Annotated in this window: 13 protein-coding genes and 2 pseudogenes; 9 read left to right on the forward strand and 6 right to left on the reverse strand. The window is 72.2% G+C overall.

What is annotated here, in order from left to right:
- Positions 1–308 precede the first annotated feature (308 nt).
- The 6 genes and pseudogenes from I3F54_RS10650 to I3F54_RS10675 all read left to right on the forward strand — a co-directional run bounded on the left by I3F54_RS10650 (position 309) and on the right by I3F54_RS10675 (position 4,251).
- Positions 309–1,025, forward strand: coding sequence for a response regulator transcription factor (locus I3F54_RS10650; protein WP_240118431.1), 717 nt, complete (start codon positions 309–311; stop codon positions 1,023–1,025).
- Positions 1,022–2,263 carry a winged helix-turn-helix domain-containing protein gene (locus I3F54_RS10655; protein ID WP_240118432.1) on the forward strand — a complete coding sequence of 414 codons (1,242 nt, stop codon included), beginning with the start codon at positions 1,022–1,024 and terminating at the stop codon, positions 2,261–2,263. Before I3F54_RS10650 ends, I3F54_RS10655 begins: the two co-directional genes overlap by 4 nt.
- Positions 2,264–2,299: 36 nt before the next feature.
- Positions 2,300–2,461: pseudogene (locus I3F54_RS10660) on the forward strand (IS607 family transposase); the annotation flags it as partial.
- Positions 2,462–2,490: 29 nt separating this feature from the next.
- Positions 2,491–2,544 (forward strand): annotated as a pseudogene (locus tag I3F54_RS32355) (hypothetical protein); the annotation flags it as partial.
- Positions 2,545–2,566: 22 nt separating this feature from the next.
- Positions 2,567–2,938: a transposase gene (locus I3F54_RS10670; protein WP_240118433.1), complete on the forward strand. Its 372-nt coding sequence runs from the start codon at positions 2,567–2,569 to the stop codon at positions 2,936–2,938.
- A 146-nt stretch (positions 2,939–3,084) separates the two neighbouring features.
- Complete coding sequence (locus tag I3F54_RS10675; RefSeq protein ID WP_240118434.1) at positions 3,085–4,251, forward strand: aminotransferase; 1,167 nt, start codon at positions 3,085–3,087, stop codon at positions 4,249–4,251.
- Here the strand turns inward: I3F54_RS10675 and vioC are convergent.
- Positions 4,241–5,269 carry an arginine beta-hydroxylase, Fe(II)/alpha-ketoglutarate-dependent gene (gene vioC / locus I3F54_RS10680; protein ID WP_240118435.1) on the reverse strand — a complete coding sequence of 343 codons (1,029 nt, stop codon included), beginning with the start codon at positions 5,267–5,269 and terminating at the stop codon, positions 4,241–4,243. The genes I3F54_RS10675 and vioC overlap by 11 nt on opposite strands.
- 250 nt (positions 5,270–5,519) lie before the next feature.
- On the opposite strand from vioC, the gene I3F54_RS10685 reads away from it, so the two are divergent.
- On the forward strand, positions 5,520–6,650 hold the full coding sequence (locus I3F54_RS10685) for an aminotransferase class I/II-fold pyridoxal phosphate-dependent enzyme (protein ID WP_240118436.1): 1,131 nt from the start codon (positions 5,520–5,522) through the stop codon (positions 6,648–6,650).
- Between the two features lie 153 nt (positions 6,651–6,803).
- Here the strand turns inward: I3F54_RS10685 and I3F54_RS10690 are convergent, their stop codons facing one another.
- Genes I3F54_RS10690 through I3F54_RS10700 form a run of 3 tightly spaced genes read right to left on the reverse strand, consistent with a single transcriptional unit; the run spans position 6,804 to position 12,958 of the window.
- Positions 6,804–9,101, reverse strand: coding sequence for a M20/M25/M40 family metallo-hydrolase (locus I3F54_RS10690; RefSeq protein WP_240118437.1), 2,298 nt, complete (start codon positions 9,099–9,101; stop codon positions 6,804–6,806).
- A 39-nt stretch (positions 9,102–9,140) separates the two neighbouring features.
- Entirely contained in the window at positions 9,141–11,507 is a 2,367-nt protein-coding gene (locus tag I3F54_RS10695; protein WP_240118438.1) for a lantibiotic dehydratase, read from the reverse strand.
- A 32-nt stretch (positions 11,508–11,539) separates the two neighbouring features.
- Complete coding sequence (locus tag I3F54_RS10700; RefSeq protein WP_240118439.1) at positions 11,540–12,958, reverse strand: MFS transporter; 1,419 nt, start codon at positions 12,956–12,958, stop codon at positions 11,540–11,542.
- Positions 12,959–13,348: 390 nt separating this feature from the next.
- On the opposite strand from I3F54_RS10700, the gene I3F54_RS10705 reads away from it, so the two are divergent.
- Together I3F54_RS10705 and I3F54_RS10710 are read left to right on the forward strand one after the other, a co-directional pair.
- Complete coding sequence (locus I3F54_RS10705; RefSeq protein ID WP_240118440.1) at positions 13,349–15,268, forward strand: fatty acyl-AMP ligase; 1,920 nt, start codon at positions 13,349–13,351, stop codon at positions 15,266–15,268.
- Positions 15,268–24,339 (forward strand): non-ribosomal peptide synthetase, encoded by a 9,072-nt coding sequence (locus I3F54_RS10710; RefSeq protein WP_240118441.1) that lies wholly within the window; start codon positions 15,268–15,270, stop codon positions 24,337–24,339. The genes I3F54_RS10705 and I3F54_RS10710 overlap by 1 nt, the downstream gene beginning before the upstream one ends.
- Here the strand turns inward: I3F54_RS10710 and I3F54_RS10715 are convergent.
- Both I3F54_RS10715 and I3F54_RS10720 read right to left on the reverse strand, forming a co-directional pair.
- On the reverse strand, positions 24,323–25,309 hold the full coding sequence (locus I3F54_RS10715; protein WP_240118442.1) for a fatty acid desaturase family protein: 987 nt from the start codon (positions 25,307–25,309) through the stop codon (positions 24,323–24,325). The genes I3F54_RS10710 and I3F54_RS10715 overlap by 17 nt on opposite strands.
- A 358-nt stretch (positions 25,310–25,667) precedes the next feature.
- The gene (locus I3F54_RS10720; protein ID WP_240118443.1) at positions 25,668–26,345 is read right to left on the reverse strand and encodes a VOC family protein; all 678 of its coding nucleotides are present in this window, start codon (positions 26,343–26,345) and stop codon (positions 25,668–25,670) included.
- Positions 26,346–26,434 lie beyond the last annotated feature (89 nt).

The raw sequence follows: 26,434 nt of genomic DNA on the forward strand, positions 1-26,434 counted from the left end.
TCCGTGGCCGGGGAGGCAGCGGCGTCCCGGGCCATGCGAATCGGAGTTGCGCGGTCAAAGGAAAGGATCCGGCCGATATGTGGCTTGTTCCCGCGTCACCCGAAACAGCTACGGGCCTCCTCATTCCCGACTGATAGCATTCGTGTTCGAATCAACAAGTGCGATCCGGAGCGCAATTCGCCCGGTGACAGGCGCTTGAGGCTTGCCCGGATCGGAAAAGGCGGCTGTGGCAACACAATTGCCGGTAGCCGTTGCTTTGCATCTGAACAAAACATGCAGTGCGACCACGGCTTCAAGACGGGGATGTCATGATCAGAATCGAAATCGTTACGACGTCTCCTATCTACCTGGCCGGGCTCATCCAGGTTCTGGAAGGTTCGGGAATCGATGTGACGGCTCGCTCGTCCCAGCCGAATTCGTCCGGGCACGTCGACGTTCTCCTCCTCGACGCCGAAGCACTGCCCGCCGGCTCCGTGCACCACATCACCGAACTCGCCACCCACACCCCGGTCCTCGTCGTCAACCACGACCCCGCACCCGACTACGACGCCTACCTCCTGGCAGGCGCCTCCGGCGTCGTCCACAAGCGCGGCTCGGCCGAATGCATCGTGCGGGCGGTCAGGGCGATCACCACCGGCTCCAAGCCCACTCCCTGCCGACGTGACGACGCCCAGTCCCCGTGCGGGTGTACCGGCTCCCCGGCCCCGCAGTGGACGGGGGCCTTCGACGGCAACCTCTCCGACCGCGAGACGCAGGTCCTGCGGCAGATATCCCGCGGTCTCACCCACGGCCAGATCGCGACCCGTCTCGGCATCAGCCCGCACACGGTCGACACGTACGTCAAACGCATCCGTGCCAAGCTGGGCGTCGGCAACAAGGCGGAACTCACCCGGGTCGCCTTGCTCGGGCAGCAGTCGGCCGCACACATGCCCGTACAGGCCGCCGGCACCACGCGCGGCAACGAGCGCCTGCTGGAACTCGGCCGTTCCCGCGGGCACCTGGCCCAGCAAGGAGCAGCGCGATGACCCCGCCGAAGGCGACTCTCACGCTCAGCAAGACCGAAGCCCGCCGGCTCGCCCTGACCCGGCAGCACCTGACCGGCTCCCGCCCGGACCCGACGCCGGACGGCCTGCGCACGGTACTGCGCTCGCTGCGCTACCTCCAGCTCGACCCGGTGAACGTCGTGGCACCCAGTCACGAACTGGTCGTCTGGAGCCGTCTGGGCGCCGAGGCCGCGCCACACCTGTCCACGGCGTGGTGGCAGGACCGCTGGCTCTTCGAGTACTGGGCGCACGCGGCGGCCATCGTCCTCACCGAGGACTACCCGCTGCACCGCGCGACGATGGAGGCCTACCCGCCGCCCAACCGGTCCTTCACACAGGTCTGGATGGACGCCAACGAGGTCCTGCTGAAGCACATCATGTCCCGGCTCGCCGCGGGTGCCCCACTGCCCACCGACGCCTTCGACGACTGTGCGGCCATGGACTGGCCGTCCTCCGGCTGGACCGCGGGCAGGAACGTCGAGCGGATGCTGACCTTCCTCTGGCTCCAGGGCAGGGTCATGGTGCAGGCCCGGGAGGCCGGACTGCGTCTGTGGGGCCTGCCGGACGCCTGCCTGCCGGCCGACGCCGACCGGCGTCCGATGTCGGCCGAGGAGAAGGTCACGACGGCCACCGAGCACACGCTGCGCGCACTCGGGGTCGCCCGGCCGCTGGACATCAAGCAGTACTTCCTGCGCGGCCAGTACGACGGCCTGCCCGGCGTGCTGCGCAGCCTCACCGACCGGGGCAGGGTCGTTCCGGTCCGGGTCGAAGGCGGCAAACCCTCCGAGACCTGGTACGTGCACGCGGACGCGGAGGCCGAGCTGACGGCGATCCGCTCGGGCGAGTGGCACGGACGCACCGTCCTGCTCTCCCCCTTCGACAACCTGGTCAGCGACCGGCGGCTGACCCAGCGGCTGTGGGACTTCGACTTCCGCAACGAGATGTACATCCCCAAGGCCAAGCGGGAGTACGGCTACTACCTGCTGCCGATCGTGCACGACGACCGGCTCGTCGGCCGGATCTCCCCGCGCGTGGAGCGCAAACGGGACAGCCTGGTGGTCGAGGGCATCCACCTGGAGCCCGGCGTCAAGCCCACGGCCGCGCTGCGCCGTGCGGTCGTCGGACAGCTGGAGGACCTCGCCGCCTTCCGGGGCGTGCGCGGCATCGAGTACGGGGAGAAGCTCCCGGACGGCTGGCGGACCTCACTCCTCACGTCCTGACCACCGGTCCCACCCCCAGGGGGTGAAAGCTGCTACAGGCGCCTGATCGTCCTCGACCCCGCCGAGACCGCCGACGACCTCGTACGGGACATCACCGAAGTCCTCACCACGATGTGCGCGCGCCTGTATGGGCACCGTGCTGCGAAGAACCGGGCCGCCCGCGCGGTGGCCGTGGCGACCGGCGGGGACGCCGGGTGAAGAAGTTCCAGCCGCAGCCCGGGGTCGTGGTGCAGGCGTTCCGGTTCGCTCTGGACCCGAACGCATCCCAGGAACGCGCGCTGCGTTCGCACTGCGGTGCCGCGCGTGCCGCGTACAACTGGGCACGAGCGGAGACGCTGGTTCGTGTCCTTCCAGGCCGAGGTCAAGCGCGACCTCGAACGCGTGGCGCGCCCGGACGTGGCGGTCGGTATCGACCTCGGGGTGAAGACCCTCGCGGTCATGGCCGACTCGACGGGCGAGATCCGCACCATCGCGAATCCTGGGCACCAGGACGCCGCGCGTAGGCAACTGCACCACACCTCCCGCCGCCGGCTCACCTGCAGGACCAGCCGGCGCCACGCCCCCCGCTCCCGCCGCAAGGCGGAGGCGGGGCGGGCAGGTGGCGCACCCCTGCCGCACCAGCGGCAGACGGAAACGAGAGACCGTACCCGAGCCGAGCCCCTGACGCTCTGGTGACGAGACGGACCCTCCGGGCTGAAATGCCCGGAAGGCCGAGACATGACTACGATCTCGGCAACGGCACGTCCCCTGAAGAGGGGGATGGCGGCTCCGGACGGGGTCCGGGAAGCTCTGTGCGACCAGCTCTTCCGGGGAGGACCGGCGTGCGACTCACTTCCAGGACCCTGGGGCGGACCGACTCGCCCATCGGGGCGACGTACGCGCTGCTCGACGAGCGCGAGGGTGGGGCGGGCGCCGCCCTGCTCGACCTCGCCCAGGCGGCGCCCGCGTACCCGGCGGCGCCGTCGGTCGTGGAACACGTCGTGTCCGTCGTCCGGGACGCCCACGGCGCCGACTACGTCGACCTGGCGGGGCTGCCGAAGCTGCGGACCGCCTTCGCCGACGAGCTGTCCAGGGACTACCGGGGTCGTGTCGGCGCGGAGAACGTCGTCGTCACCGCCGGCTGCAACCAGGCCTTCTGCCTGGTGACCTCGGCTCTCACCGAGCCGGGCGACGAGGTCATCCTGCCGTTGCCGTACTACTTCAACCACGACATGTGGCTGCGGCTCGACGGCGTCACCCCGGTCCATCTGGAGTCCGGCCCGGTGCCGAGCGCCGCGGCGGCCGAGGCCCTGATCACCCCGCGCACCCGGGCGATCGCCCTGGTCACGCCCGGCAACCCGACCGGGGCCACGGTCCCGCCGGAGGAGATCACCGCGTTCGCCCGACTGGCCGAGCGGCACGGCATCGCCCTGGTCCTCGACGAGACGTACCGCTCGTTCCGGGACACGGACGAGCCCGCGCACTCCCTCTTCTCCGACCCGGGCTGGCAGGAGACCGTCGTCAGCCTGCACAGCTTCTCCAAGGACCTCGCGATCCCCGGCTACCGGGTCGGCGCGATCGTCGCCTCGCCCGCCCTGAACAAGGAGATCATGAAGCTGCTCGACTGCGTCACGATCTGCCCACCGCGCGTCGGCCAGGAGGCCGCCTGGGCCGGACTCGTCGGGGCCGGTCGGTGGCGCCGGGACCGGGCGGCGGAAGTCGCCTCGAAGCGGGACGCGTTCGCCCGCGCCATGGCGGAGCGCCCCGGTGGGTTCGAGTTGCTGTCCGTCGGCGGGTTCTTCGGCTGGGTGCGCCACCCGTTCGCCGGACGACCGACCGAGGAGGTGGTACGCGAACTCCTCCTGAAGCACGACGTCCTGGTGCTCCCGGGCACGGCCTTCCACCCGGAGGACCACGGCACGCTGCGGGTCAGCGTCAGCAACGTGGACGAGGCCGCCCTGCACGACTTCGCCGGCCGCCTCGAGGCGGCCGGCGGGATCAGTAGATGACGCGGTCGTCGGCCGCGGGACGCCAGGCCCGGGAACCCCGCAGGTTCCGGGTGATGTTGAGCCGCTTCAGCCAGCGGTCCGACCCGTCGTAGCGGGCCTGGAACGACTTGCGGCCGTGCACCGCACGGAAGTTGTCGATGAAGACCAGGTCGCCGGGCCGCAGCGCGACGTCCCGCATCCCCTTCTCGATCTCCTCGCACAACTGCTCGAACGCCTGCCGGCTGCGGTCCGTCCAGCCCGAGGGGTCCATGTGGTACGGGTCGAGCGCCATGTACGGGTCGCTCCGGTCGCCGTAGAGCAGGGGCCGCTTCCGCGGGTTCTCGTTCCACTCCTGGATGAGCTTGAAGCTCCGCTCGCGCAGGCCGTCGACGCGGGGGTCGCCGGACGACGCCAGCCCCTGCTGCGGCTGGTGCGAGTTGTCGGGCATGACGGTGAACTCGGGTTCGAACAAGGCGTCCACGTCGATGTTCGACCAGTCCATGTCCGGCACCGCCGACACGACCGTCTCCACGGCGTCCGGGTTCTTCAGGCACATCAGCGCCACGTAGTCGCCCCTGCACGGGTGGAAGGCGTCCTCGGTGTGCCAGGAGAGGTGCTGAAGGCTGTTGGAGCCGATCTCGTAGTTCTCGTGCCCCTTGATCGGCAGGACGTCGTGCATGATGCGCCCGTCCTGCTGGGTCGCCCACCCGAAGACGTCGCCGACGGCGGTGGCGCACAGCAGGAAGAAGATCTCCTGCCGGAAGGCGGGCGAGTCGAACTGGCTGTCACGCCAGTGCTCGGGCGTCGGACCGAGCTCGGCCTCGTCCACGTCCAGACCGGAGACCCTGCAGACCGCCGAGGGCTCCTCGAAGCGGAACTGTTCCAGGAACGACAGGAGATGGGTGGGCAGCGCCCTGGCGAGCACGGGAGCCCGGCGGATCAGCTCGGGGTTCTCGATCGTGTCGTACGCGGCGGCGAGCTCGGCGAGCATCGGGGTCAGCACCGCGTTGTCCTCGGATGTGAGCGCCAGGTGGTGCATGGCTTCGTCCTCCCCCTCTCTGCCGCGGGTGATCCCCACCTGCGGTTCGACGTGAACGGACCGGAGTCTAAGCGCGGACCGGAATGGCCCGCGGTCCCCGTTAGATGGGACAGGCGCGGAGGGCCCGTTGCTACCTATATTTTCGGCAACGTGACAGTTTCTGCGGAGCCAATCGCACTTTAGTGACGCCCACATCGGCTCAGTAGCACGGCGAGCAGAAGGCATCCGGGGACTTATTGAAGGGCTGAGGATGACCGAAGTTGTCAATCTGACGACAATGGAAGTTGACGCGCTGGTGGATGCCGACGGTGGGCTCAACCTCACCGATGGACACGCCCGGCTCGTTCTCACACCACAGCAGTCGGACATTGTCGCCCGCATTCCGGAAATGTTCGTCGAGGCCACCCGCCGGCCCTTCCCGGAAATCGAGCTCGCGGCACACAAGGCGTTCTTCGGCGCCGTCGGCCAGCACACCGCGCCGGTCGGCACCGGCCGGATCCTCAGCTGCTACTCGTCGACGCTCGCCACCGACATCGTGGCCCGCGCGCTGCCCGCGGGGGCGACGGTCGCGGTGCTGCACCCGACGTTCGACAACATCGCCGACCTGCTCAGGACCCGCGGTCTGCAGCTCGTCCCGATGTCCGAGGAAGAGCTCCTGGCCAGGGAGTGGCCGGGCGCCCCGGTCGACGCGATCGTGGTGACCCTGCCGAACAACCCGACCGGGCTCATCACCCCCGAGGGGCACCTCAAGTCGCTGGCGGAGCACGCCGCGCGACACCACCAGATCGTCATCATCGACGCCAGCTTCCGCGGTCAGGTCCGCGAGGCCCAGTACGACACCTACGCGGTGCTCGACGCCGCCGGCTGCGCCTGGATCACCATCGAGGACACCGGCAAGCTGTGGCCGACGCACGAGCTGAAGATCGGTCTGCTCGCCTACAGCGAGCGCACCAACCTCCCGATCGAGTACGCCTTCTCCGAGTCGCTGCTCGCGGCCTCCCCGGTCGTCCTGCAGCTCGTCACGGATCTGGCCGGCGACTGGGTCGACGGCGGCTACGAGCGGGCGAGTGAACTCGTCGAGCGCAACCGTGCCGTGGTCAAGGAGACCATCACCCAGGTCGGCCTGAGGCTCGCCGACCCGGACTCGCAGATCAGCGTGGCCCGCATCGAACTCCCCGAGGACGGCCCCGACTCGGCCGTCCTGCACAAGGAGATGCTGGCGCGCGGCGTCCACGTGCTGCCCTGCGCGCCGTTCCACTGGGCGGACCCGGACGGCGGCCTGCGTTTCATCCGCGTCTCGCTGGCCCGGCCGTTCGAGACGGTCCAGAAGGCCGTGCAGACGATGGCCGAGGCGTACCGGGACCTCACTCCCGACCGGTGAAACCCGCTGGCGTGAGGACGTCGGCGACGGGAAGGCGGCACCACCCCTCCACGGGGTGGTGCCGCCTTCGCCTTGCCCCACGCGACCACGCCCGGCGGCACGAAGGCGGTCCGGTCGGCACGTGGTCGTGTCGGCCGGACCGCCTCAGCCGGTTCAGTACTCGAAGGTCCGTACGACGAAGGTCTGCCCCGCGACCGACGGCCAGCCCGCCCAGCTCTGGTCGGCGGCGAGCGTGGGCGCGCCCACCCCGTCGGGAAGGCCGACGCTGCTCGTGACCACCCGCAGGGACAGCGGGCCCTCGCCCCGAGCACGGACGACGACGTCGAGGCCGTCGGCGGGCGGTGCCGCGTAGGTGAACCCCCAGCCCCACCTGCCCCGGCCGTTGTTGCGGCCACCGGTGAGCTCGGCGCCTTCGGCAGAGGCGCCGAGGATCTCGTGGTCGCCGGTGTCGGCGTACACGGCGAGGCTGTAGACGTCGGCGGGGACCTTGAGGCGCAGGCGGACCGTCCGCACACCGCCGTTCGCGGTCGCCGAGGCGTCCTCGGTGCGCGGCACCTCCAACCGGGCTGCCCCGGCCTTGCCGCTGGGCAACGCGACGCCGCCCAGCGGCGGGACCCGGTCGTCGTAGCGGACCGGGTGCCCGGTGAGCAGCCTGTCGATCGTGGGGTCGGAGGCACTGCCGAGGCTGACCCACGTCGCGTCGCCCGCATCGGACTCCAGGACGTACCCGAGGCTGACCGCCTCGGGCTCGTCGGCGCTGTATCCGTCCAGGGCGGCGCCCACGCCGAGCGTGGCCGCACCCGACACCGCCACCGTCACCATCACCGCGGTGGCCACCCGGCTCCGTGGCAACGGCTCCACGACGCACAGGGCCGTGGCCACCACGAACGCGGCGAGGAGCAGCGGGACGGCGACGGCCGACAGGCCCAGTGCGGGCAGCAGCAGGAGTGCGACCGGCAGCACCAGGGCCACGGCCGCCATGGCAGCCACCGCTCCGGCCACGGCCCGCCAGGGAGAGCTTTCGGCCGTGTACCGCAGGATCACGGCGAGGGCGGCGAGGCCGAGCAGGGCGGGCCAGGTGAAGAGGTAGGCGGCCCCGGGCAGCAGCACGGCGCACACCACGGCGAGGAACGCGAACCAGCCGAGCACGGCCACCAGGACGTCGAGCGGCGACGCGTTGCGGCGGGCCCACCGGTACCAGGTGGCGAGCAGCACCACCAGCAGCAGCGCCTCCCCCACCGCGTACCGGCCGAGGTGGTGGACGCTACCGGCGGTGAGCACGAAGTCCGGCCGGAACCAGGCCAGCACCCACCAGGCGGCCAGACCGGTCGCCGCCGCACCGAGCAGCGTCAGGGGGAACGTCGCGGCGGCCCGTCCGACCCCGCGCGGGGCGAGTCCCCGGCGCCGGCCGGACACGAGGAGCACCGGGACGGTCAGGAGCGCCACCGCGGCCAGCGGCAGCACCAGCCACGCCGGGTACGACGCGACCGTGCCGAACAGCGAGAAGTACGTGGCGTCCGAGCCGCCCCGGGCAAGGTCGTCGCCGCCCAGCCGGCGGACCGCACCGAGCGCGCTGTCACCCATGTCCTGCACGGACGACGGGTCGAGCCGCGCGATGTCGTCGTGGGCGGTGTGGTAGTGGGCGGCGCCCTCCATGAAGGCGAAGTTGAGCCCTCGCATGCCGGCCTCGTCGAAGACCGTCAGGTCCGTGTCGTGGGGCAGCAGCCCGTAGACCTCGTCGGCGAGTGACGTGGTGAGCGCCCCCGCCGCCCGTACGGCGGGGGTGAGACCGGTGCCCGCCATCTGGAACATCACGGCCGGCCCGGAGACGCCCCTGGCCTCCAGGTTGATCACGACGGTGCGGTCGGGGGCGGCGGCCCCCTCCGTGCCGTGCTCCGCGTCCACGAAGGCCTGCGCGCCGAGCAGTCCGGGCTCCTCGCCGTCGGTGAGGAGGAGCTCGACGTCGTTCCGGAGCCGAGGTCCGGCCTTGAGCGCACGGGCGATCTCCAGGACCGTCGCGACGTTCGCCCCGTCGTCGGCGGCGCCCGGGCCGATCGGCACCGAGTCGTAGTGGGCGACGAGGAGGACCCGGCCGGTGGGCCGCTCGCCCGGAATCACGGCGTGGACGTCGGAGACCGTACCGACGCCCACCGGAGCGTCGCCGGAGGGTCGGGCGGCGACCCGGGTCAGCACCTCCGGCTCCAGCCCCGCCGCCCGCAACTCGTCCTGGAGGTACCTCCGTACGTCCGCCTGCGCGGCCGAGCCCGTCGGGTGCGGGACCTTCGCGATGTGCTCCAGCCTGTCGACCGCGCGGGTCGCCGAGAAGTCCCTCGCTGCGGCCGAGACCGGCCGAGGGTCGGGGGTGAGGAGCGGCAGGGTGGCCGCGGCGGCGGTGAGGATCAGGAGCAGGAATGCGGCCAGGGCCGGTATCCGTCTCCGCAGAGTGGTCATGACCTGCACGGTTGTACCTCGCGACGGGGATGGGACGGATCAGGTGGCCGACGGCCGGCGGGGCGTCGCGTTGACGGCCACGATCCGCAGTTCGGCGGTGTACCGCTCACCGGCGCGGTCACGCAGCCAGAGCCGGTCGGTGTCGGGGAGCATCTCGGAGAGCGTGAAACCGCCTCCGCCGGTCTCGGCGGTCCGGCGCACCGATTTGGCCAGCAGGTTCACCAGCGCCAGGCTGCGGAAGTCCACGGCCATCGGTTTGCGTTCGACCGGCACCCGGTAGAAGCCGCGCTCGGGCAGGCCGTGCCGGGCCCGCCAGGCGCGCGCGGCCGCGTACCGCCGCCGCTCGTCCTTGACGAACGCCCAGTCGCAGTCCGCCGCCCGGAAGGACCATGCCTCGCGGCTGACGACGAGCCGGTCGATGCCGACCCGGGGGCGGTGACCGGCGCCGCCGAACGGGCTGAAGGCGTTGGCGACGAGGAGCGACAGCGGTTCGCCGATCGCCTCCAGGAACGGGTACTCCCGTTGGTCGGTCCGGTGGCGCACGCGTAGTCCGTCGTCGCCCTGTCGCTCCACCACCAGGTCCGTGACCGAGAGGGTGGTCGCCCCGGGGGGTGCGTCGAAGGAGTCGGAGCCGATCGACAGATAGGTGTACGACGGCAGCCTCAGCTCGGCCGCCCGGGCCATCCGGGACGTGGTCAGGGCGGCGTCCATCCGGGGGATGATGGTCATCCGGCGGTCCATGCCGGAGGCGGCCGCGCCGTCCCGGAGGCGGTCGGGGTCGGGGTGCTGGGAGACGAAGAGCTGGCTCTCCAGGGTGTTGATGGAGCAGTGCATCTCGCCCAGGACGAAGTCCACCTCGCCCCGTTCGGCGGCCTCCGCGCTCCCGGTCATCAGCATGACGTCGGGCGAGTTCCAGCGCGCGGAGCTCCACAGCGGTGCCCCCGTCGCGAACTCCCGGGCCACCCGGTCGGCGATCTGCGCGGCGCTGACCTGGTGGTGGCGCGTGTCGGTGAAGTCCTCCAGGGACAGGCCGAGGACGCGGCGCCAGCGCTCGCGAAACTCGGAGACCACCTCGTCCACCAGCTCCGACTGCAGGTTGTCGGTGGACAGTTGGGCGACCTCCGGCAGGAGCGCGGTGAGCATCTGCAGCAACGGCATCGCCTCGGCCCCACTCCGCTCCAGCTCGCGGTCGAGGATCTGGCGAGCCCGTGCGAGGTAGCGTCCGCCGATGGTGTTGGCCAGCCAGAGCGCGCTGTCGAGAAGCAGCCCGAGGGGCGCGGCGAGCCGGTCGGTCACCTTGCGCCCGATGTGTATGTCGATGTCGCGGACGGTGTCCTCGTAGACCAGTGTCCGCCCGGCGTAGGTGCCGCCCGCACGGCGGGTGGACGAGGACGTGGTGAGGCGTTCGAACTCGGCCGCGAGGTGCCGGCTGGCCGACAGCAGGCGGTCCGGGTCCCCGGCCGAGGCTGCCACCTCGTTCCGGGCGGCGACGAGTTCGTCGAGCGGCTGCAGGGCGCGCTCGCGTACGGCCGGGTCACCGATGCGGGCGATCCGCTCCGCGAGTTCCCGCTCCGGCGCGGCGACGAGCCCGCCCGCGAGGTCGATGCGGATGACCTCGAGATCGCGCAGCCGCAGCAGGGCGGTCACCGTCTCCAGGTCGAACGGGGTGCCCGCGATGTCGCCGACGGTGTGCCGGCCGTCGCACCGTCCGAGTACCCGGACCTCCTGCGCGGTCAGCGTCACCGGCTTGCGGAAGGGCAGCTGGACCGTCCAGCCGGTGAGGGACGCGGAGGGGACGACCCGCGGTGTCAGCCACGGCAGTACCTCACGGCGGGCGCCGACCGTCCGGGCGATTGCCTCGACGGCCCAGCCCTCGAAGTAGGTGGTGCGGCGGTTCACCAGAGCGGGACCGGGCGTGGCGGACAGGCCGGTCTCGTCCTGGCCGAGCCGGGCCCAGCCGACCGGGCCGAAGAAGCCGACCGTGTCGTTCTTCAGGCAGTAGCGCTGGAGGTAGGTGACGATGGTCAGCTCGTGGTACCGGCCGCGCACGTTCCGGGGCTCGCCGGCGGCTGCCTTGTCCAGGCAGTTGTGGACGAGCGCCGGATTCTGCCAGGTGACCGCCTCACGGATGCGCGGGTCGGCGGCGGTGCGGCGGACGACCGCGCTGAGCCGTTCGGTGGCGGCCTCGAACACCTTCGCGTAGTGCTCGCCGGAGTCCGCCTCCCGTTCGTCGAACCGGTCGGCCGCGGAGGCGAGTTCGGCGTCACACAGATCGGTGATCCGCTCGGCGGGGAATCCCGCGCTGCGCAGCGCGGCATCTCCCCACAGGTCCCAGCCCGAGGTACCCAGCGGTGTGCGCCACGGGTGGTCGGCGCTGGCCGGGCCGGTGTGCTTCGTCCTGCTCATCCGCGGTGTCCTCAGCTCCTTCTCGCTGCCGGTCATCGATCGGAGACCGGCTGGGGCGCGGGTTCCGCCGACTCCCGGTCCGTGTCCGTGCCCGCGTCCGTGCCTCCGGACGCGTCCCCGGCCAGGTCATGCGCCGGCTCCTCGCCGGAGTCCTCCGCGGCGGGCTTCGGCGCCCTGTCCGAGAGCCCGCGCAGCGCCGGCGTCAGGTAGCCCGCGACCGCCGTCGCCAGTACCAGCAGCCCGAGCAGCCCGAGCAGCAGGGCCATGCCGCGTCCGGGGCCGGTCCCCAGGACCTCACCGACGCTCCCCGCGAGCGGGCCCTTCTCCGCGAGCAGGGGCTCGAAGACGCGGTCGGCGACCGGTCCGGCGAGGAGGTAGCTGCTGCACAGGACGGTGTTGGTCACCATGTTGAACGTGGCGAACGCCCGGCCCTGCAGGTCGGGTTCCACCTCGGTGCCGATGATGCTCCGCGACGTGCCGTCGATGATCATCGAGCAGAACATGAAGCCGAACGCGGCGGTCGCCACCAGCGCGACGCTGGGACGCAGCGATCCGAGGCAGAGGAACAGGCCGAGCGGGACGGCGAATCCGGCGGTCCCGTGGACACGGCGCCGGGGGCCGCCCCAGGACGCCATGGTGACGCTGCCGAGGACCAGGCCGATACCGCCGATCGTCAGGACCAGGCCCAGGGCGGAGACGGACGCGAAGCTGATCACCATCGGGGTGATGAGGATGTCGACGAAGCCGACGCTGAGGTCGAGCGCCGCGTAGAAGAGGGCGAGGGCGACCAGTGCGCGCTTGCCCGCGAGGGCCCGCCAGCCCTGCCCGATCTCGGCGCGCAGGGACCCCTTGCCCGCGGCTCCCGCCTTCGACGCCTGCGGGGCGGGAATGCGCGTCACGAAGAGCACGACGACGTTGACGAGGAAGGTCGCGCAGTCGATGAACAGGACCCCGTCGAGCCCGACGCCGACCATGAGCGCACCGCCGAGCGCCGGTGCCACGGTCTGGCTGACCGCGTTCGCGACCCCCATCAGGCCGTTGGCCCGGCCGATCTGCTCCCTGGGCGCGAGCAGGACGACGATCGAGTTGAGCGCCGGCACCTGCATGGCCCGCAGCGACGACCGGATCAGGGTGGTGGTGAAGATGTGCCACGGCTCCAGGTGACCGGCCATGTAGAGCAGACCCAGGGTCAGGGTGGTGCCGATGCCCACCGCGTCACTGACGAGCAGGATCACCCGGCGGTCCCAGCGGTCCACGAGCGCGCCGGCCAGCGGTGAGAACAGGATGCCGGGCAGGAAGGCGAGTACGAAGGTCAGGGCGAGCTGGGTGGTCGAGCCCGTTTCGAGATAGACCCACACCCCGAGCGCGAATCCGGTGAGTGCCGTCCCCGTCATCGTCACCAGGCTGCTCGCCCAGATTGCTGTGAACTTGCGCATGCGCGACTGCCCCATCCACGGTTTGTGTCAAGTCGGGAATGGAATCACGTCGCTCAGGACGCAATGCCTTTCCATGTCGGAGGCGTACGGCGCCCAATGGACCGTGCACACAGCCATGTTCACGGATCGGGCCGCATCGAGTGCATCCCCCCTTTATGGGACGCCCGCCCTCTCCGACAGGCGATTACCTTCCTTGGCATGGTGTGGGCTGCCGCCCATATTGCGCCTCGTCGGACAGCGGGCGGGATGTCGCACCGGCCCGGCGCAGGCGACGAACTACTTGACCTCAGGTCCCCGGCAGAGGCGGCGTCGCAAGCCGTGTCCCGCAGCGCACGGGGGCCGTACCCGGCCTGCCCGGAATCCCCGGTCGGGCCGTCGGAACAGCATGCTCGGGAGGGCCCCCTGATGATCGACCGCGCGAACCTTCTGGTCGACATACTCCACTCCCGGGCCGACCGGGAACCGGACGCCACCGCCTACGAGCTCGTCGGCAGGGACGGGCCGACCACCGTGCTGAGCTACGGCTCGCTCGCCGGCCGGGCCTCTGCCCTCGCCCGGCAGCTGGCCGGCTGCGGTGACGGTCCGGTGCTGCTGCTCTATCCGGCCGGCCTGGAGTACGTGGTCGCGGTCTTCGCGGGGTTCCTGGCCGGCCGGCCGGTCATTCCCGCCTACCCGCCGGACCAGTCGTCCCTCCCGGACCGCAGGCGGCTGTCGGGCATCGTCGAGGACGCCCGCCCCTCGGTCGTCCTCGCCCCCGGGCGCCACCCCGGATTCCCGGCGGCGGCCTTCCTGTCCGTCCCCGGCCCGGAGGCCGACGGCACGTCCTGGTACCGCCCGGCGGGCGCCGAGGACCAGCGGGTCGCCATCATCCAGTACACCTCCGGCAGCACCGGGCGCCCCCGCGGTGTCCTGGTTCGCCACGACAGCGTCGCGGCGAACACGGCCGCCATCGCGGAGGCGTTCGGCCTGACCGCCGCCTCGCGCGGCATGACGTGGCTGCCGCCGTACCACGACATGGGTCTCGTCGGCGGGCTGCTCGCGCCGATGTCCGCGGGCATTCCGGTACGGGTCATGCCGCCGGAGGACTTCCTCAAGGCGCCGCTGTCCTGGCTGCGGCAGATCACCGAACACGGCATCACGGTCAGCGGCGGCCCCGACTTCGCGTACCAGTTGTGTGTGCGCCGCGCGCACAACGACGCCGCTCTGGAAGGGCTCGACCTGTCGGGCTGGAGCGTCGCCTTCAGCGGCGGCGAGACGGTCAAACAGCAGACCATGGCCGCGTTCGCGGAGCGCTTCGGGCCGGTCGGTTTCGCCCCCGAGGCGTTCGTGCCCTGCTACGGACTGGCGGAGGCGACGCTGATCGTCAGCGCGGGCCACTGGTCGGGGCCGACGGCCGACGGCACGGTCAGCTGCGGCACTCCGGTGACCGGCCAGCGCGTCACCGTCGTGGACCCGGACACGGGCGCACCGCGCCAGGAGGGCCAGGAGGGCGAGATCTGGATCGCCGGGGAGCACGTCACCGCCGGCTACCACTCCGCGGACTCCACCGGCCTCTTCGGTGAGCTGGACGGCGGGACGTTCCTGCGCACCGGTGACCTCGGTCGCCTGCGGGCGGGCGAGCTGACCGTCACCGGGCGGGCCAAGGACGTCATCGTGTTCCGGGGCGCCAACCACCACGCGTCGGACGTCGAGGCGCCCGCCCTGGAGGTACTCGGCCGCAGGGCCGGCACGGCGGCCGCGTTCCTGGTCGACGGCCCGTCCCCGTGCCCGGTCCTGGTCGCGGAGGTCCGCGGCGAGCGGACCGCGGAACTCGCCTCGCAGGTGCGCGCCGCCGTGCTCGCGGCCACCCGGCTGCCCCTGGGGCTGGTGGTTCTGGTGCAGCCACGTACCGTGCCGCGCACGTCGAGCGGGAAGGTCCGGCGGTCCCGGTGCCGGGAGGAGTTCCTGGCAGGGGTGTACGGCGACGCGGTCGTCGACGATCCGGGCAGGCTCGGCGAACTGTCCTGCGGTCAGCCCTCGTCGGCCGCGGCGGACGAACTGACCACGCTGGTCTGCGGGATCGTCGCCGGAGTCCGGAACATCCCGGAGTGCCGGCCGACGGACGGCCTGGTCGATCTGGGCCTCGACTCGGTGCTGGCCGCCGAGGCGGCGGCGGTCCTGGAGGACGCGCTGGAGCTGCCCGTGCCACTGGCGACGGTGCTCTCGGCGGCGACCCCGCAGGACGTGGCGAACGGGCTGGTGAAGGAATGGCTCGCCGAAGGGCGGGCGGAGGGCGCGGTACTCGACCGCGTCATCTCGGTGCTCAAGGGCGAGGCGGTGGCGTGATGGACCTGACGACTGGACGAAGCCTGGTGGCACGCTGGCGCGAGGCCAGGAGCGCGAGCGGGCCCGCCTCGCTCAGCCCCGCCCAGCAGGGCATCTGGCTGTTCGAGGGGCTCCACCCGCACACCCCGGTGTTCAACCTCGCCTTCGCGGCCCGGCACGCGGGACCACTCGACCACGACAGGTTCGACGCGGCGGTCACCGCCCTGATCGGCCGCCACCCGGCCCTGCGCAGCACCTTCCACGCGGGGTCCGAGGGCCCTGTCCGGACGGTGCACACGGAACCGGCCGGACCGGCGACGGTCTGGACCGACCTGCGCGACGACCCCGGTGCCGCCGATGCCGCCGAGAAGCTCGCCGCGGAGGCCGCCGCCGAGCCGTTCGACCTGGGCCGGGCGCCGCTCGTGCGCGTCCACGGCATCCGGCTCGCCGACGAGGAACACCTCCTGGTCTTCGTCACCCACCACCTGGTGTGCGACGGCGGCTCGCTGCGCGTCCTCTTCGGTGAGCTCGAACACCTCTACGGCGGCGGCACGCTGCCGCTCCCGGCGGCGGACGTCCCCACCCCGGTGGCCGACCCCGACCACCTCTCCTACTGGACGGAACGGCTGGCCGGGCTGCCCGTCCTCGACCTGCCCACCGACCGGCCGCGCACAGCGGACTCCGGCTTCCGCGCCGGTTCGGTCCCGGTGGACCTCCCCGGCGAGCTGGTGGCCGCCGCCGAACGGCTCGCGAAGGAGGAGGGCACCACCCTCTTCACGGTCCTCCTCGCCGCCTACCAGCTGCTCCTCGGCCGCCACACCGGGCAGAGCGACTTCGCCGTGGGTACGGCCGAGGCGGGACGCGCCCGCCCCGGCACCCACGGCATCGTCGGGCTGCTCACCAACCCGCTGGTCCTGCGCGCCGACCTCTCGGGCCGCCCCACCTTCCGCCAGCTGGTACGCCGCGCCGAAGAGACCGGCCTCGCCGCCCTCGCCCACCGCGACGCCCCCTTCGAGGAGGTCGTCGCCGCGCTCGCGACCGGCCGCAGCATGGACCGCTCACCCCTGTTCCGCACCCACTTCGTCTTCCACGGCGAGTTCGGCACCCCCCGGCTCGGCGGCACTGCGCTGCGCCCGGTCCGGCTGCCGCGCCAGGCCACCCAGCACGACGTCGAACTCCACCTGTGGCGCGACGGCGAGCGGCTGTGGGGGACCTGGGACTACAACGCGGACCTCTTCGACGCACCGACCGCGAGCCGTACCGCCGAGCGACTGCACGTGCTGCTCGCCGACGCCCTCGCCGACCCCGACCGACTCGCCGCGCACCTCGACCCGCACACCGACGAGGATCGCGCGTTCCTCGCCCGGTGGGGCACCGGCCCCCGGCCCGGCACCGAGCCCGCCCGCCTCACCGACCTGTTCGCCGAGCAGGTCGCGCGTGTGCCGGACGGGCTCGCCGTCACCGACGCCCGGCAGCGACTCACCTACCGCCAGCTGGACGAGCGCTCCAACCAGCTCGCCCATCTGCTGCGGGCCGGCGGTACGGTGGCCGAGGACGTCGTCGGCATCCAGCTGCGGCGCACCGCCGACCTCGCCGTGGCGATGATCGGCATCCTCAAGGCCGGCGCCGCCTATCTGCCGCTCGATCCGGCCTACCCGGCCGAGCGCATCGAGTTCATGCGCCGGGACAGCGGCGCCCGCACGATCCTCGCCGAGCTGGACCACGAGGCCCTCGACCAGCAGCCGGTGACGCCGGTCGACGACATCGGCACACGACCGGACTCGCTCGCGTACGTCCTCTACACATCGGGCTCGACCGGCAACCCGAAGGCGGTCATGCTCACCCACGCCGGCACCGTCGAGATGGTGCGCTGGGGGCTGCGCGAGTACACCGCCGACCAGCTGTCGCGGGTGCTCGCGTCCACGTCGATCTGTTTCGACGTGTCGGTCTTCGAGTTCTTCGGCCCGCTCAGCGCGGGCGGCACGGTCGTCGTCGTGGACGACCCGCTCGCCCTGCTGGCACCCGACGCCCCCGAGGTCACCCTGATCTGCACGGTGCCCTCCGCCGCACGGGAGCTGGTCGCCGGCGGTGGCCTGCGGGGCGCTCCCAAGGTGATCGGCCTCGGCGGCGAGGCCCTGCCCGGCGCCCTGGTGGAGGACCTGTACGCCACGGGTCACGTCGAGGCCGTGTACAACCTCTACGGCCCGAGCGAGGACACCACCTACTCGACCTGCTCCCGCGTCGCCCGCGGCGAGCAGCAGCCGGCGATCGGGCTGCCGGTCCCGCACGAGCACGCGTACGTCCTGGACACCGAACTGCGCCCGGTGCCGGTGGGTGCCGTCGGCGAGCTGTACCTCAGCGGCGCGGGCCTGGCCCGCGGCTATCTGAACCGCGCCGCCCTGACCGCCTCCCGCTTCGTCCCCGACCCGTTCGCCCCCGGCCGGCGCATGTACCGGACCGGTGACCTGGTCCGTTACCGTCCGGACGGCGAGCTGGTCTACCTCGGGCGCCAGGACTTCCAGGTCAAGGTGCGCGGGCAGCGCATCGAGCTGGGCGAGATCGAGGCGGCCCTGCGCCGCCTCCCCGAGGTGGCCGACGCTGTCGCCACGATGCACGGCGACCGACTGGTCGGATACGTGACCGCCACCACGCCCGGCGCCGTCGACCACGGCGAGCTGCGCGACCATCTGCGGCGGACCCTGACCGATGCGATGGTGCCGTCCGCCTTCGTGGTGCTCGACGCCGTTCCTCGCACCCCCAACGGCAAGGTCGACCGGCGTGCCCTGCCCGCGCCCGTGCAGACGGGCAGCCGGGGCGAGCCACCCCGGGGCGCGGCCGAGGAACTCGTCGCCGAGATCTGGCACGAGGTCCTCGGCGTGGAGACCGTGGGGCGCGACGACGACTTCTTCGATCTGGGCGGGCACTCGCTGCTCGCCGGGCAGGTTCTCAGCCGGCTGCGCGAGCGCGCCGGGGTGGACGCCTCCGTACGCCTGCTCTTCGAGCGGTCGGTGCTGTCCGAGCTGGCGGCGGCGCTGCAGGACTCCGGCACCCGGCCGGTACCGGTCGCCGCGCCGCGCCGGCCCGGCCCGGACGGCACCCAGGTGGCCCCGGTGACCACCGGGCAGCAGCAGCTGTGGTTCCTGTGCCGGATGGACCCCGCCGCCCACCGGGCCTGGCTGATGCAGGGATCGCTGCGGATCAGCGGTGCGGTCCGCCCCGACCTGCTGGACCAGGCGCTGCGCACGGTGGTGCGCCGCCACGAGGCGCTGCGCACCACCTTCCGCGAGGTGGACGGAGAGCTGGAGCAGGTCATCCACCCCGAGCCGCTCGCCGGGCTGGAACGCGCGCGGCTGAGCACGCAGTCGGAGCTGACGGAGCTCGCCGAGGAGGCGGCCGCCGGGCTGGACCCGGGCGCGGGCCCGTTGCTGAGGGTCCACCTGGCCGAGTTCGGCGAGGAGGACCACGTCCTGCTGCTCACCGTGCACCACCTCGTCGCCGACGGCTGGTCCCTCGCCGTCCTGGGCGAGGAGCTCGGCCGGGCGTACGCGGCGCAGCTGGAGGAGCGTGACCCCGGCCTGCCGGAGCTTCCCGTCCAGTACGCCGACTACGCCGCCTGGCAGCGGCAGGCACTGGACAGCGGCGCCCTCGCGCCTCACATCGCCTACTGGCGGGAGCAGTTGGACGGCGTGGCCCCGCTGGAGCTCCGTACCGACCGCCTTCGCCCGGCCCGTCCCAGCTACCGCGGCGCGCTGGTCCGCCGCCGGGTCCCCGCCGACGTCGCACGACGGCTGCGCGCGCACGGGGCGGAGCAGTCGGCCAGCCCGTACATGGTGCTGCTCTCGGCGTTCCTGGTGCTCCTCCACCGGCACAGCGAGCAGACGGACATCGCGGTCGGTTCGCCCGTCGCGGGCCGCAGCCACAGCGACTTCGAGCGCCTCATCGGGTTCTTCCTGCACACCGTCGTGCTGCGCGCCGAAGTCCGCGACGACGCCTCCTTCACCGGGCTGCTCCAGCAGGTCCGCCGGACGGTGCTCGACGCCCTCGACCACCAGGACGCGCCGTTCGAGGCGATCCTGGAGGAGCTCGACCTGCCCGCCCGGGGTCCGAGCCGCACCCCGCTGTTCGATGTGATGTTCAACTACCTGAACCAGCCCGGCTCCGGGTTCACCGCCCCGGGCCTGACCGCCGAGCAGGTCGCGGCGGAGCGGCTGCCCGCCAAGTACGACCTGGAGCTGTACGTGGAGGACCTGCCCGACGGCACGGTCGATCTGCTGCTCAGCTACAGCGTCGACCTGTTCGGCCCTGACACCGCGGAGGCCATGCTCAGCCGGTACGTCACGCTGCTCACCCGGGTCGCGGCCGACCCGCTGAGCCCCGTGGGCGACCTGCGCCTCACCGAGGGCGCCGGCATCCCCCTCACCCCGTCCATCGCCCCGGAGGGCGGCACCGTCGCCGACGGGTTCCTGGAGCGGGTGGCGCTCCACCCCGACCGGCTCGCGCTGTGGACCCCGGACGTCTCCGTCAGCTATGCCGAAGCCGACCACCGCGCACGGGTGCTCGGCGGCGCCCTGCGCGCGCGGGTGGCGGCCGACCGCGGACGGGTCGGGATCCTCTGCGGGCAGGGGGTCGAGGTGCCCCTGGCGATGCTCGGCATCATGGCGAGCGGCCACGCCTACATGCCGCTGGACACCAACGCCCCCGAGGGCCGGCTGTCGCAGCTCGTCGAACTCACCGACGCCGACGCCATCGTCACCGACCGCGCCAACCGGGCACTCGCCGAGCAGATCGCGGGGGGCCGGCCCGTGCTCGACGTGGACGACACCACCGCGCGTCCGCTGGACGCCTGGACCCCGCTCGACCCGGACGCCGTCGCGTACGTCCTGTTCACCTCCGGCTCCACCGGACAGCCCAAGGCGGTCGTGCAGAGCCACCACAACGTGGCACGGCACGTGTACGCCTACGCCGACGTGCTCGGCGTCCGGGAGACCGACCGGCTCACCATGGTCTGCTCCTACACCGCCGACGGCGCCGGTCAGGACCTCTACTCGGCGCTCGTCCACGGGGCCACCGCCTGCCCCATGGACCTGCGCCGGGACGGAGCCGAAGCGGTCCGCGAGACCCTGGCCCGCTCCGGGGCGACCATCTACCACTCCACCCCGACCGCGTTCCGTGAACTCGCCACCGCCGTCGGCGCCGCCGACTGGCCCGACACCCTGCACACCACCGCGTACGGCGGTGAGAAGCTGACCCGCGACGACGTCGTCTTCGTGCAGCGCAAGCTGCCCGACTGCAAGATCGTCAACGTCTACGGGCTCACCGAGTGCAGCGTCGCCCTGATGCACGTCATCGAACCCGGCGAGGCGCTCCCCCGCGCCTCGGTGTCGATCGGCCGCCCGATTCCCGGCGTCGACGTACACCTCCGGGGCACTGACGGCCGCCCCGCCGAACTCTTCGGCGAGATCATCTGCTCGGGGCCGTCCCTGGCACTGGGCTACCTCGACCCCGACCAGACGGCAGCCGCCTTCCACGACGGCCCCGACGGCCGCAGCTACCGCACCGGCGACCTCGCCTGGCTGCTCCCCGACGGTTCCCTGGAGCTCGTCGGCCGCCGCGACGGCCAGGTCAAACTCTGGGGCCACCGGGTCGAGACCGGCGAGGTCGAGGCCCGGTTGCGCGCCCTGCCCGGGGTCACCGACGCGGCGGTGGTCCCCGTCACCGACCCGGCCGGGCGGATCCAGCTCGCCGGATACTTCACCGGAACGGCCGAACAGAGCGCATTGCGGGCCCAGTTGTACGCGATCCTGCCGCACTACATGGTGCCCAGGGTGCTCGTCCCGATGGCGGGCCTGCCGTACACCCGGACCGCGAAGATCAGTCGCACCGAACTGCCCGCACCCGACTGGGACGCACCCGCCCCGTCCGCCCCGCCCCGCACCCCCACCGAACGGGCCGTCGCCGAGGTCATCAGCGAGGTCCTGGAGGTCTCCGCGGTCGGCCGGCAGGACAACTTCTTCGACCTGGGCGGCCAGTCGCTGCAGGCGTCGAAGGTGGTCGGCAGGCTGCGCGAGACCCTCGGCGTCGAGGTGTCCGTCCGCCAGGTCTTCGAACTGGGCACGGTCGAGCGCATCGCCGCCGCCCTGGTACCCGGCCGCCCGGGTGTCGAGCCGCGCCCGGCAGGAGCCGAGGCGGTGCTCTCCTACGACCAGCGGCGGCTGTGGCTGGAGGACCAGCTGCGCTCCTCCGTCGCGTACAACGTGCACGGACGGCAGCGGCTGCTCGGCGATCTCGACGTCGCGGCACTGGAGCGCAGCATCCGGGCCATCATCGCCCGGCACGAGACGCTGCGCACGACCTTCCCCGTGGTGGACGGCCGCACCGTCCAGTCGGTGGCGGAACCCGACGGCACCTGGCGCCTTCCCACCGAGGACCTGAGCGACTTCGCCGGCGACCGCGAGAGCGCCGCGCTGAAGCTCGCGGACGAGCAGGCCACCACCGCCTTCGACCTGGCGGGCGGCCCCCTCTTCAACTGCCTGCTCGTCAAGCTCGCCGACGGCGAGCACCTGCTGAGCATCACGATCCACCACATCGTCTCGGACGCCTGGTCGATCAGGCTGTTCCTCGGGGAGCTGTCGCGGCTGTACGAGGCGGGCGGTGACGTGGACGCCGCCGGGCTCAGGCCGCTCACCGTCCAGTACCGCGACTACGCGGCATGGCAGCGGGAGTGGCTGACCCCGGAGAAGCTCCAAGCGCAGGTCGGCTACTGGCGCCGGCACCTCCAGGGCGCCCCGGCCGCTCTCGACCTGCCGGTCGCACGCCGCCGCTCGCCCGCCCAGGGCGCCGAGGGCGGCCGGGTGTGGGCGGAACTCTCGGCGGAGGAGGCGGCCGCCCTGCACGAGCTGTGCCGGGACCACGGCGTCACCCCGTTCATGCTGCTCCTGACCCTGCTGGCCACGGTGCTGCGCCGCTGGTCCGGCCAGGAAGACCTCGTCATCGGGGCGCCGGTCACCACACGGAACGACGCGGCGACGACGGACCTGATCGGTTTCTTCGTCAACACGCTTCCGCTGCGCATCGACCTCTCCGGCGCCCCGGCTTTCGACACACTGCTCGGGCGGGTGCGCAAGGTCGCCCTCGACGGGTACGCGCACAACGAGGACACACCGTTCGACGTGCTCGTGAACGAGCTGCAGATACCGCGTGACCCCAACCACACCCCGCTGTTCCAGGTCATCCTGAACATGGTGGAGAGCACCTCGGAGGACTGGGAGCTGGCCGGTGTCTCGGTACGTAACGTGGAGCCGCCCGCCCTGCCCAGCAAGTTCGACCTCGCGCTGACCGCCCACATGTCCGACAGCACGGTCAAGTTCGAGCTGGTGCACCACCGGGACCGGTACGACGCCGCGATGATGCGCGCCCTGCTCGAACAGGTGCGTACCCTGCTGGCCGGCGCCGCGGCCGACCCGGCACGCGGCATACTCGACTACCCCCTCCAGACGCCCGCGGAGGACGCCGCGGGCGCCCCGGCTCCCGCGGCGGTCCCCCTCCCGGTGCAGCCCGCACCCGACGCGACCGCGCTGGTGGACAGCACCGGATCATGGACGTACGCGCAGCTGTACGCGGCAGCCGAGCGGGTCGCCCGGAGCGTGACGGAGCGCGGTGAGGGGGACGTGGCCGTGATCAAGCGGCGTACGGCGGGCTTCGCCGTGGCGGCACTCGGCTGCGCCCTGGCGGGCGTTCCCTTCTCGGCCGTCGCGGCCGACCCCGGTCTGGCCCACCACCCGTTCATCACCACGGTCCTCGACCCGGCTCCGGCCGGGGACACCCCCGAGGGGGCGATCGACGTACGGGCCTTGCTGGGGGACACGGTCGACGGAGCCGGGGCGGCGGGGGAAGGGCCCGTGCCCGTCGAGGCGGACTGGACGCTCGGGCGGTACGACCTGGGCCGGCAGGACCGGTTCGCCGTGCTCTCCGGCGGCTCCGGCGCTCTGATGTCCGCGTTCAACGCCTCCCGGGCCGTCGGCGCCGCCCTGGTGATGCCGGACGAGGCGACCGCCGGGGACCCCGGGGCCCTGTGCGACTGGCTGCGGGACACCCCGGTGACCGTCCTCCACCTGACTCCGCCGCAGCTGCGGGACCTCGCGGCGCACGGGGCGCGCCTGCCCTCGCTGCGCCATGTGTTCCTCGACAACGACGGCCGGCTGACGTCCCACGACGTCGAGCTCGCGCGTCGTGTGTCACCGTCCTGCCGGGTCGTCGCCCTGTACCGGGTGGGGGCCACGGGCCGCCCTCTGGCCGCCTTCGACGTGCCGGACGGCTGGTCGCCGGAGACGGCTCCGCTGCGGGTTCCCCTGGGCACGGAGGTCGACGGCTCCCGTGCCGAACTGCTGGGCGCGGGAGGACAGCCGGTCGTGCCCGGCGAGATCGGCGAGATCCGGTCCGGGACCCGGCGTACCGGAGACCTCGGGCGCCGGCTCCCCGACGGAACGCTGGAGTTCGCCGCCGCGGCGGGCACCCGGACCGATCTGGTGGAGGCGGTCGCGGCGCTGCGGGACCTCCCCGCCGTCCGGGACGCCCTGGTGACCGAACTCGCCGGATCCGACGGCCGGGTGAACCTGGTCGCCTTCGTCGCCGCCGAAGAGGGCTCGGTCAGCGCGTCCGAGCTGCGCCGGCACCTCGCCCTCCGGCTCCCCGAGACCCTGATGCCCCAGCAGTTGCTGACGCTCGAACGGCTTCCGCTCACCGCCGACGGCGACTACGACCTGGCCGGCCTGCCCGACCCCACCGGGGACGACGCCGCCGACGGCTACGTCGCACCGCGCACACCGGTGGAACGCCAACTGGTCGAGGTCTTCGAAGAACTGCTCGACGTCAAGGGCGTGGGTGTCCACAACACCTTCTTCGAACTGAACGGCTTCTCGTTGCTCGCGACCCAGTTGGTCTCCCGGATCAGGGAGACGTTCCGGATCGAGCTGGCGCTGCGAGAGGTCTTCGAGTCGCCGACGGTCGAGAGCCTGGCGCAGCTGATCGTCCGTGCACAGGCCGAGCAGGCCGACGCGGCCGTCCTGGAGGCACTGCTCAGCGAACTGGAGTAGTACCGCCGGCCCGAGGGGTGTCGAGTACGCCCCGGCGGATCCGTATCCGCCGGGCGTACTCGGGATCCCGGGCCATCAGCATCCGGTGCGTACGGCGCAGGGCGTGGTGGGGGATGCCGGGCCACAGGTGGTGGACGGTGTGATAGCCGTCGGCGTGCGGGTGGACGAGCACGCGCTGCAGCAGCCCGACGTTGGAGATGGTGGCTTCGAAGACGGTCTCGCAGTCGGAGTAGATGTGCTCGTCCGCCTCGGCGACGAGCCGCAGCACCGGAAGCGCCACGAAGACCGAGACGATCCAGAGCCCTTCGGCGGCGACGGCGCCGGGGGGCCCCGCTACCAGTGCGGCGGGCAGGGCCACGAGCACTGCGCTCCACAGCAGCGTGGCGGCGGTCACCGGCAGGTCCGACCTGACCTCCCGCAGCCAGCCGATCTGGTACCGCGCGACCCGGGTGAGCACGGACGCGGCGAAGGCCACGACCGACGAGCGCCGCATCCCTTCCAGGTCGAGTTCGACGTATCGCCGCAGGTCGGGATCATCGGCGGTGCCGAACCTGCCGTGGTGCCGCAGATGGCTCTCCCGGTAGGCGGCCAGGCGCCCGCCGGTCGGCAGTCCGGCGAGCAGGAATCCCAGGACGTCGTTCCAGCGGCGGTGACGACGCGCCCAGTTGTGGTGCGACGCCTCGTGCGTGAGGTTCTCCAGCGCCCGCAGTTGCCGGGCGACGAGGACGCATCCGGCCAGGGCGAGGGGCAGAGCCACCCCCGGGCTCGCAGAGACCAGGGCCCATCCGCAGGCCACGGCCACGAGGACCGCGACCAGCACGTCGAAGGCCGCGTACGACGTCGTGAGCACGGGACGGGTCCGATGCGCGGCGGCGATCTCGGCGCGCAGCGCCGGAACCGTTCGGTAGCCCTTCCGGTACGGCTTCTCTTCCTCCGGTCGGGCACCAGGGCGTGTCTGGCGCGTCTTCATCGGTTCCCCCCGGCAGGCAATGGAACAACGTCCGTCTATTGCTGGGGGGGAGCACACGAATGCATCACAACGCCGTCGGCGTACTTGCCGTGAATGCGGAGCGTCGGACACGTTCATTCACCGCAACGGGAACTCGGTGGAGCCCCACCGAAGGCGCTGTCGACATTCGCCATCACGGCGATCAGTACCGTCTGTCAGCTCGCCAATTTCTCGCCTCAGCCAGCCCCTTGCGCATTCGCGACGACAATGCCGCGAAGACCCCGCAGCGCTTCCCTATCGCGAGTGATGCTATAGACCGGTGCCATTCACTTCCTGTCCCCTTAACCGGGGACCGCGATCACGCCTTCGGTATGTCCTCTCAGGTCCGGCCGAAAGCCGTGCACACACAGACCCGGTTGCCGTCGGGATCGGCGAGGACGGTGTACGACGGGGCGTGACTGTCCTCGAACACCGTGCCCCCGGCGGCGAGCGCGGCCGCGATGCGGCCGTCCGCTGCTTCCGGTGCCAACCAGAGGTCGACGTGCCAGCGCTGACGGGGCGCCGGCTGGATCTCGGTGCGCTGGAACCACGTGCTGGGGACCCGGTTCGTCGGATCGAAGATCGTGTCCAGCACGGGGGTGTTGCCGGGGTCCCCGGTGAGCAGCGCGGCCCAGAACGGCCCCGATGCCGCCACCGAGGGTGCGTCGAGGACCAGCTCGATCTGGGTGACCTCGCCGGGAACAGCGCGCAGACCGTACTCCTTCGCGAGTGCGCTGATGGCGCGTGCCCGGTCCAGTTCCTCATCCGTCACCTGCCGCCGCCCGCTCTCGGCGTGCACGGTGTAGAGGGTCACGTCGACGCACCCGGGCCCCAGCCGGATGTCCGGTATCTCGTACCGGAAAGCAGCCGCTTCGCGTGTGACGGCGGCCGCGAACTCCGCGGCGCTGACGGCGTCCGCGCTCCGAAAGCGAGCCACAAGGGGCTGGGCGAGCTTCCGCCAGTCGGAAAGCCCGCTCTCGATGGCCGCGAGGACGTCCTGAACTCCCAGTGCAGACATGCCCGCCATGATGCCCGAGCCGGGCCCTCCCTTCGCACCGCGTGAGGCGGAGAGCCTGCCGCCGGGCGGCCCGTTGGTCCCCGCACGGT

Source organism: Streptomyces sp. MUM 2J (genome assembly GCF_022414535.1).
Taxonomy (GTDB): domain Bacteria; phylum Actinomycetota; class Actinomycetes; order Streptomycetales; family Streptomycetaceae; genus Streptomyces.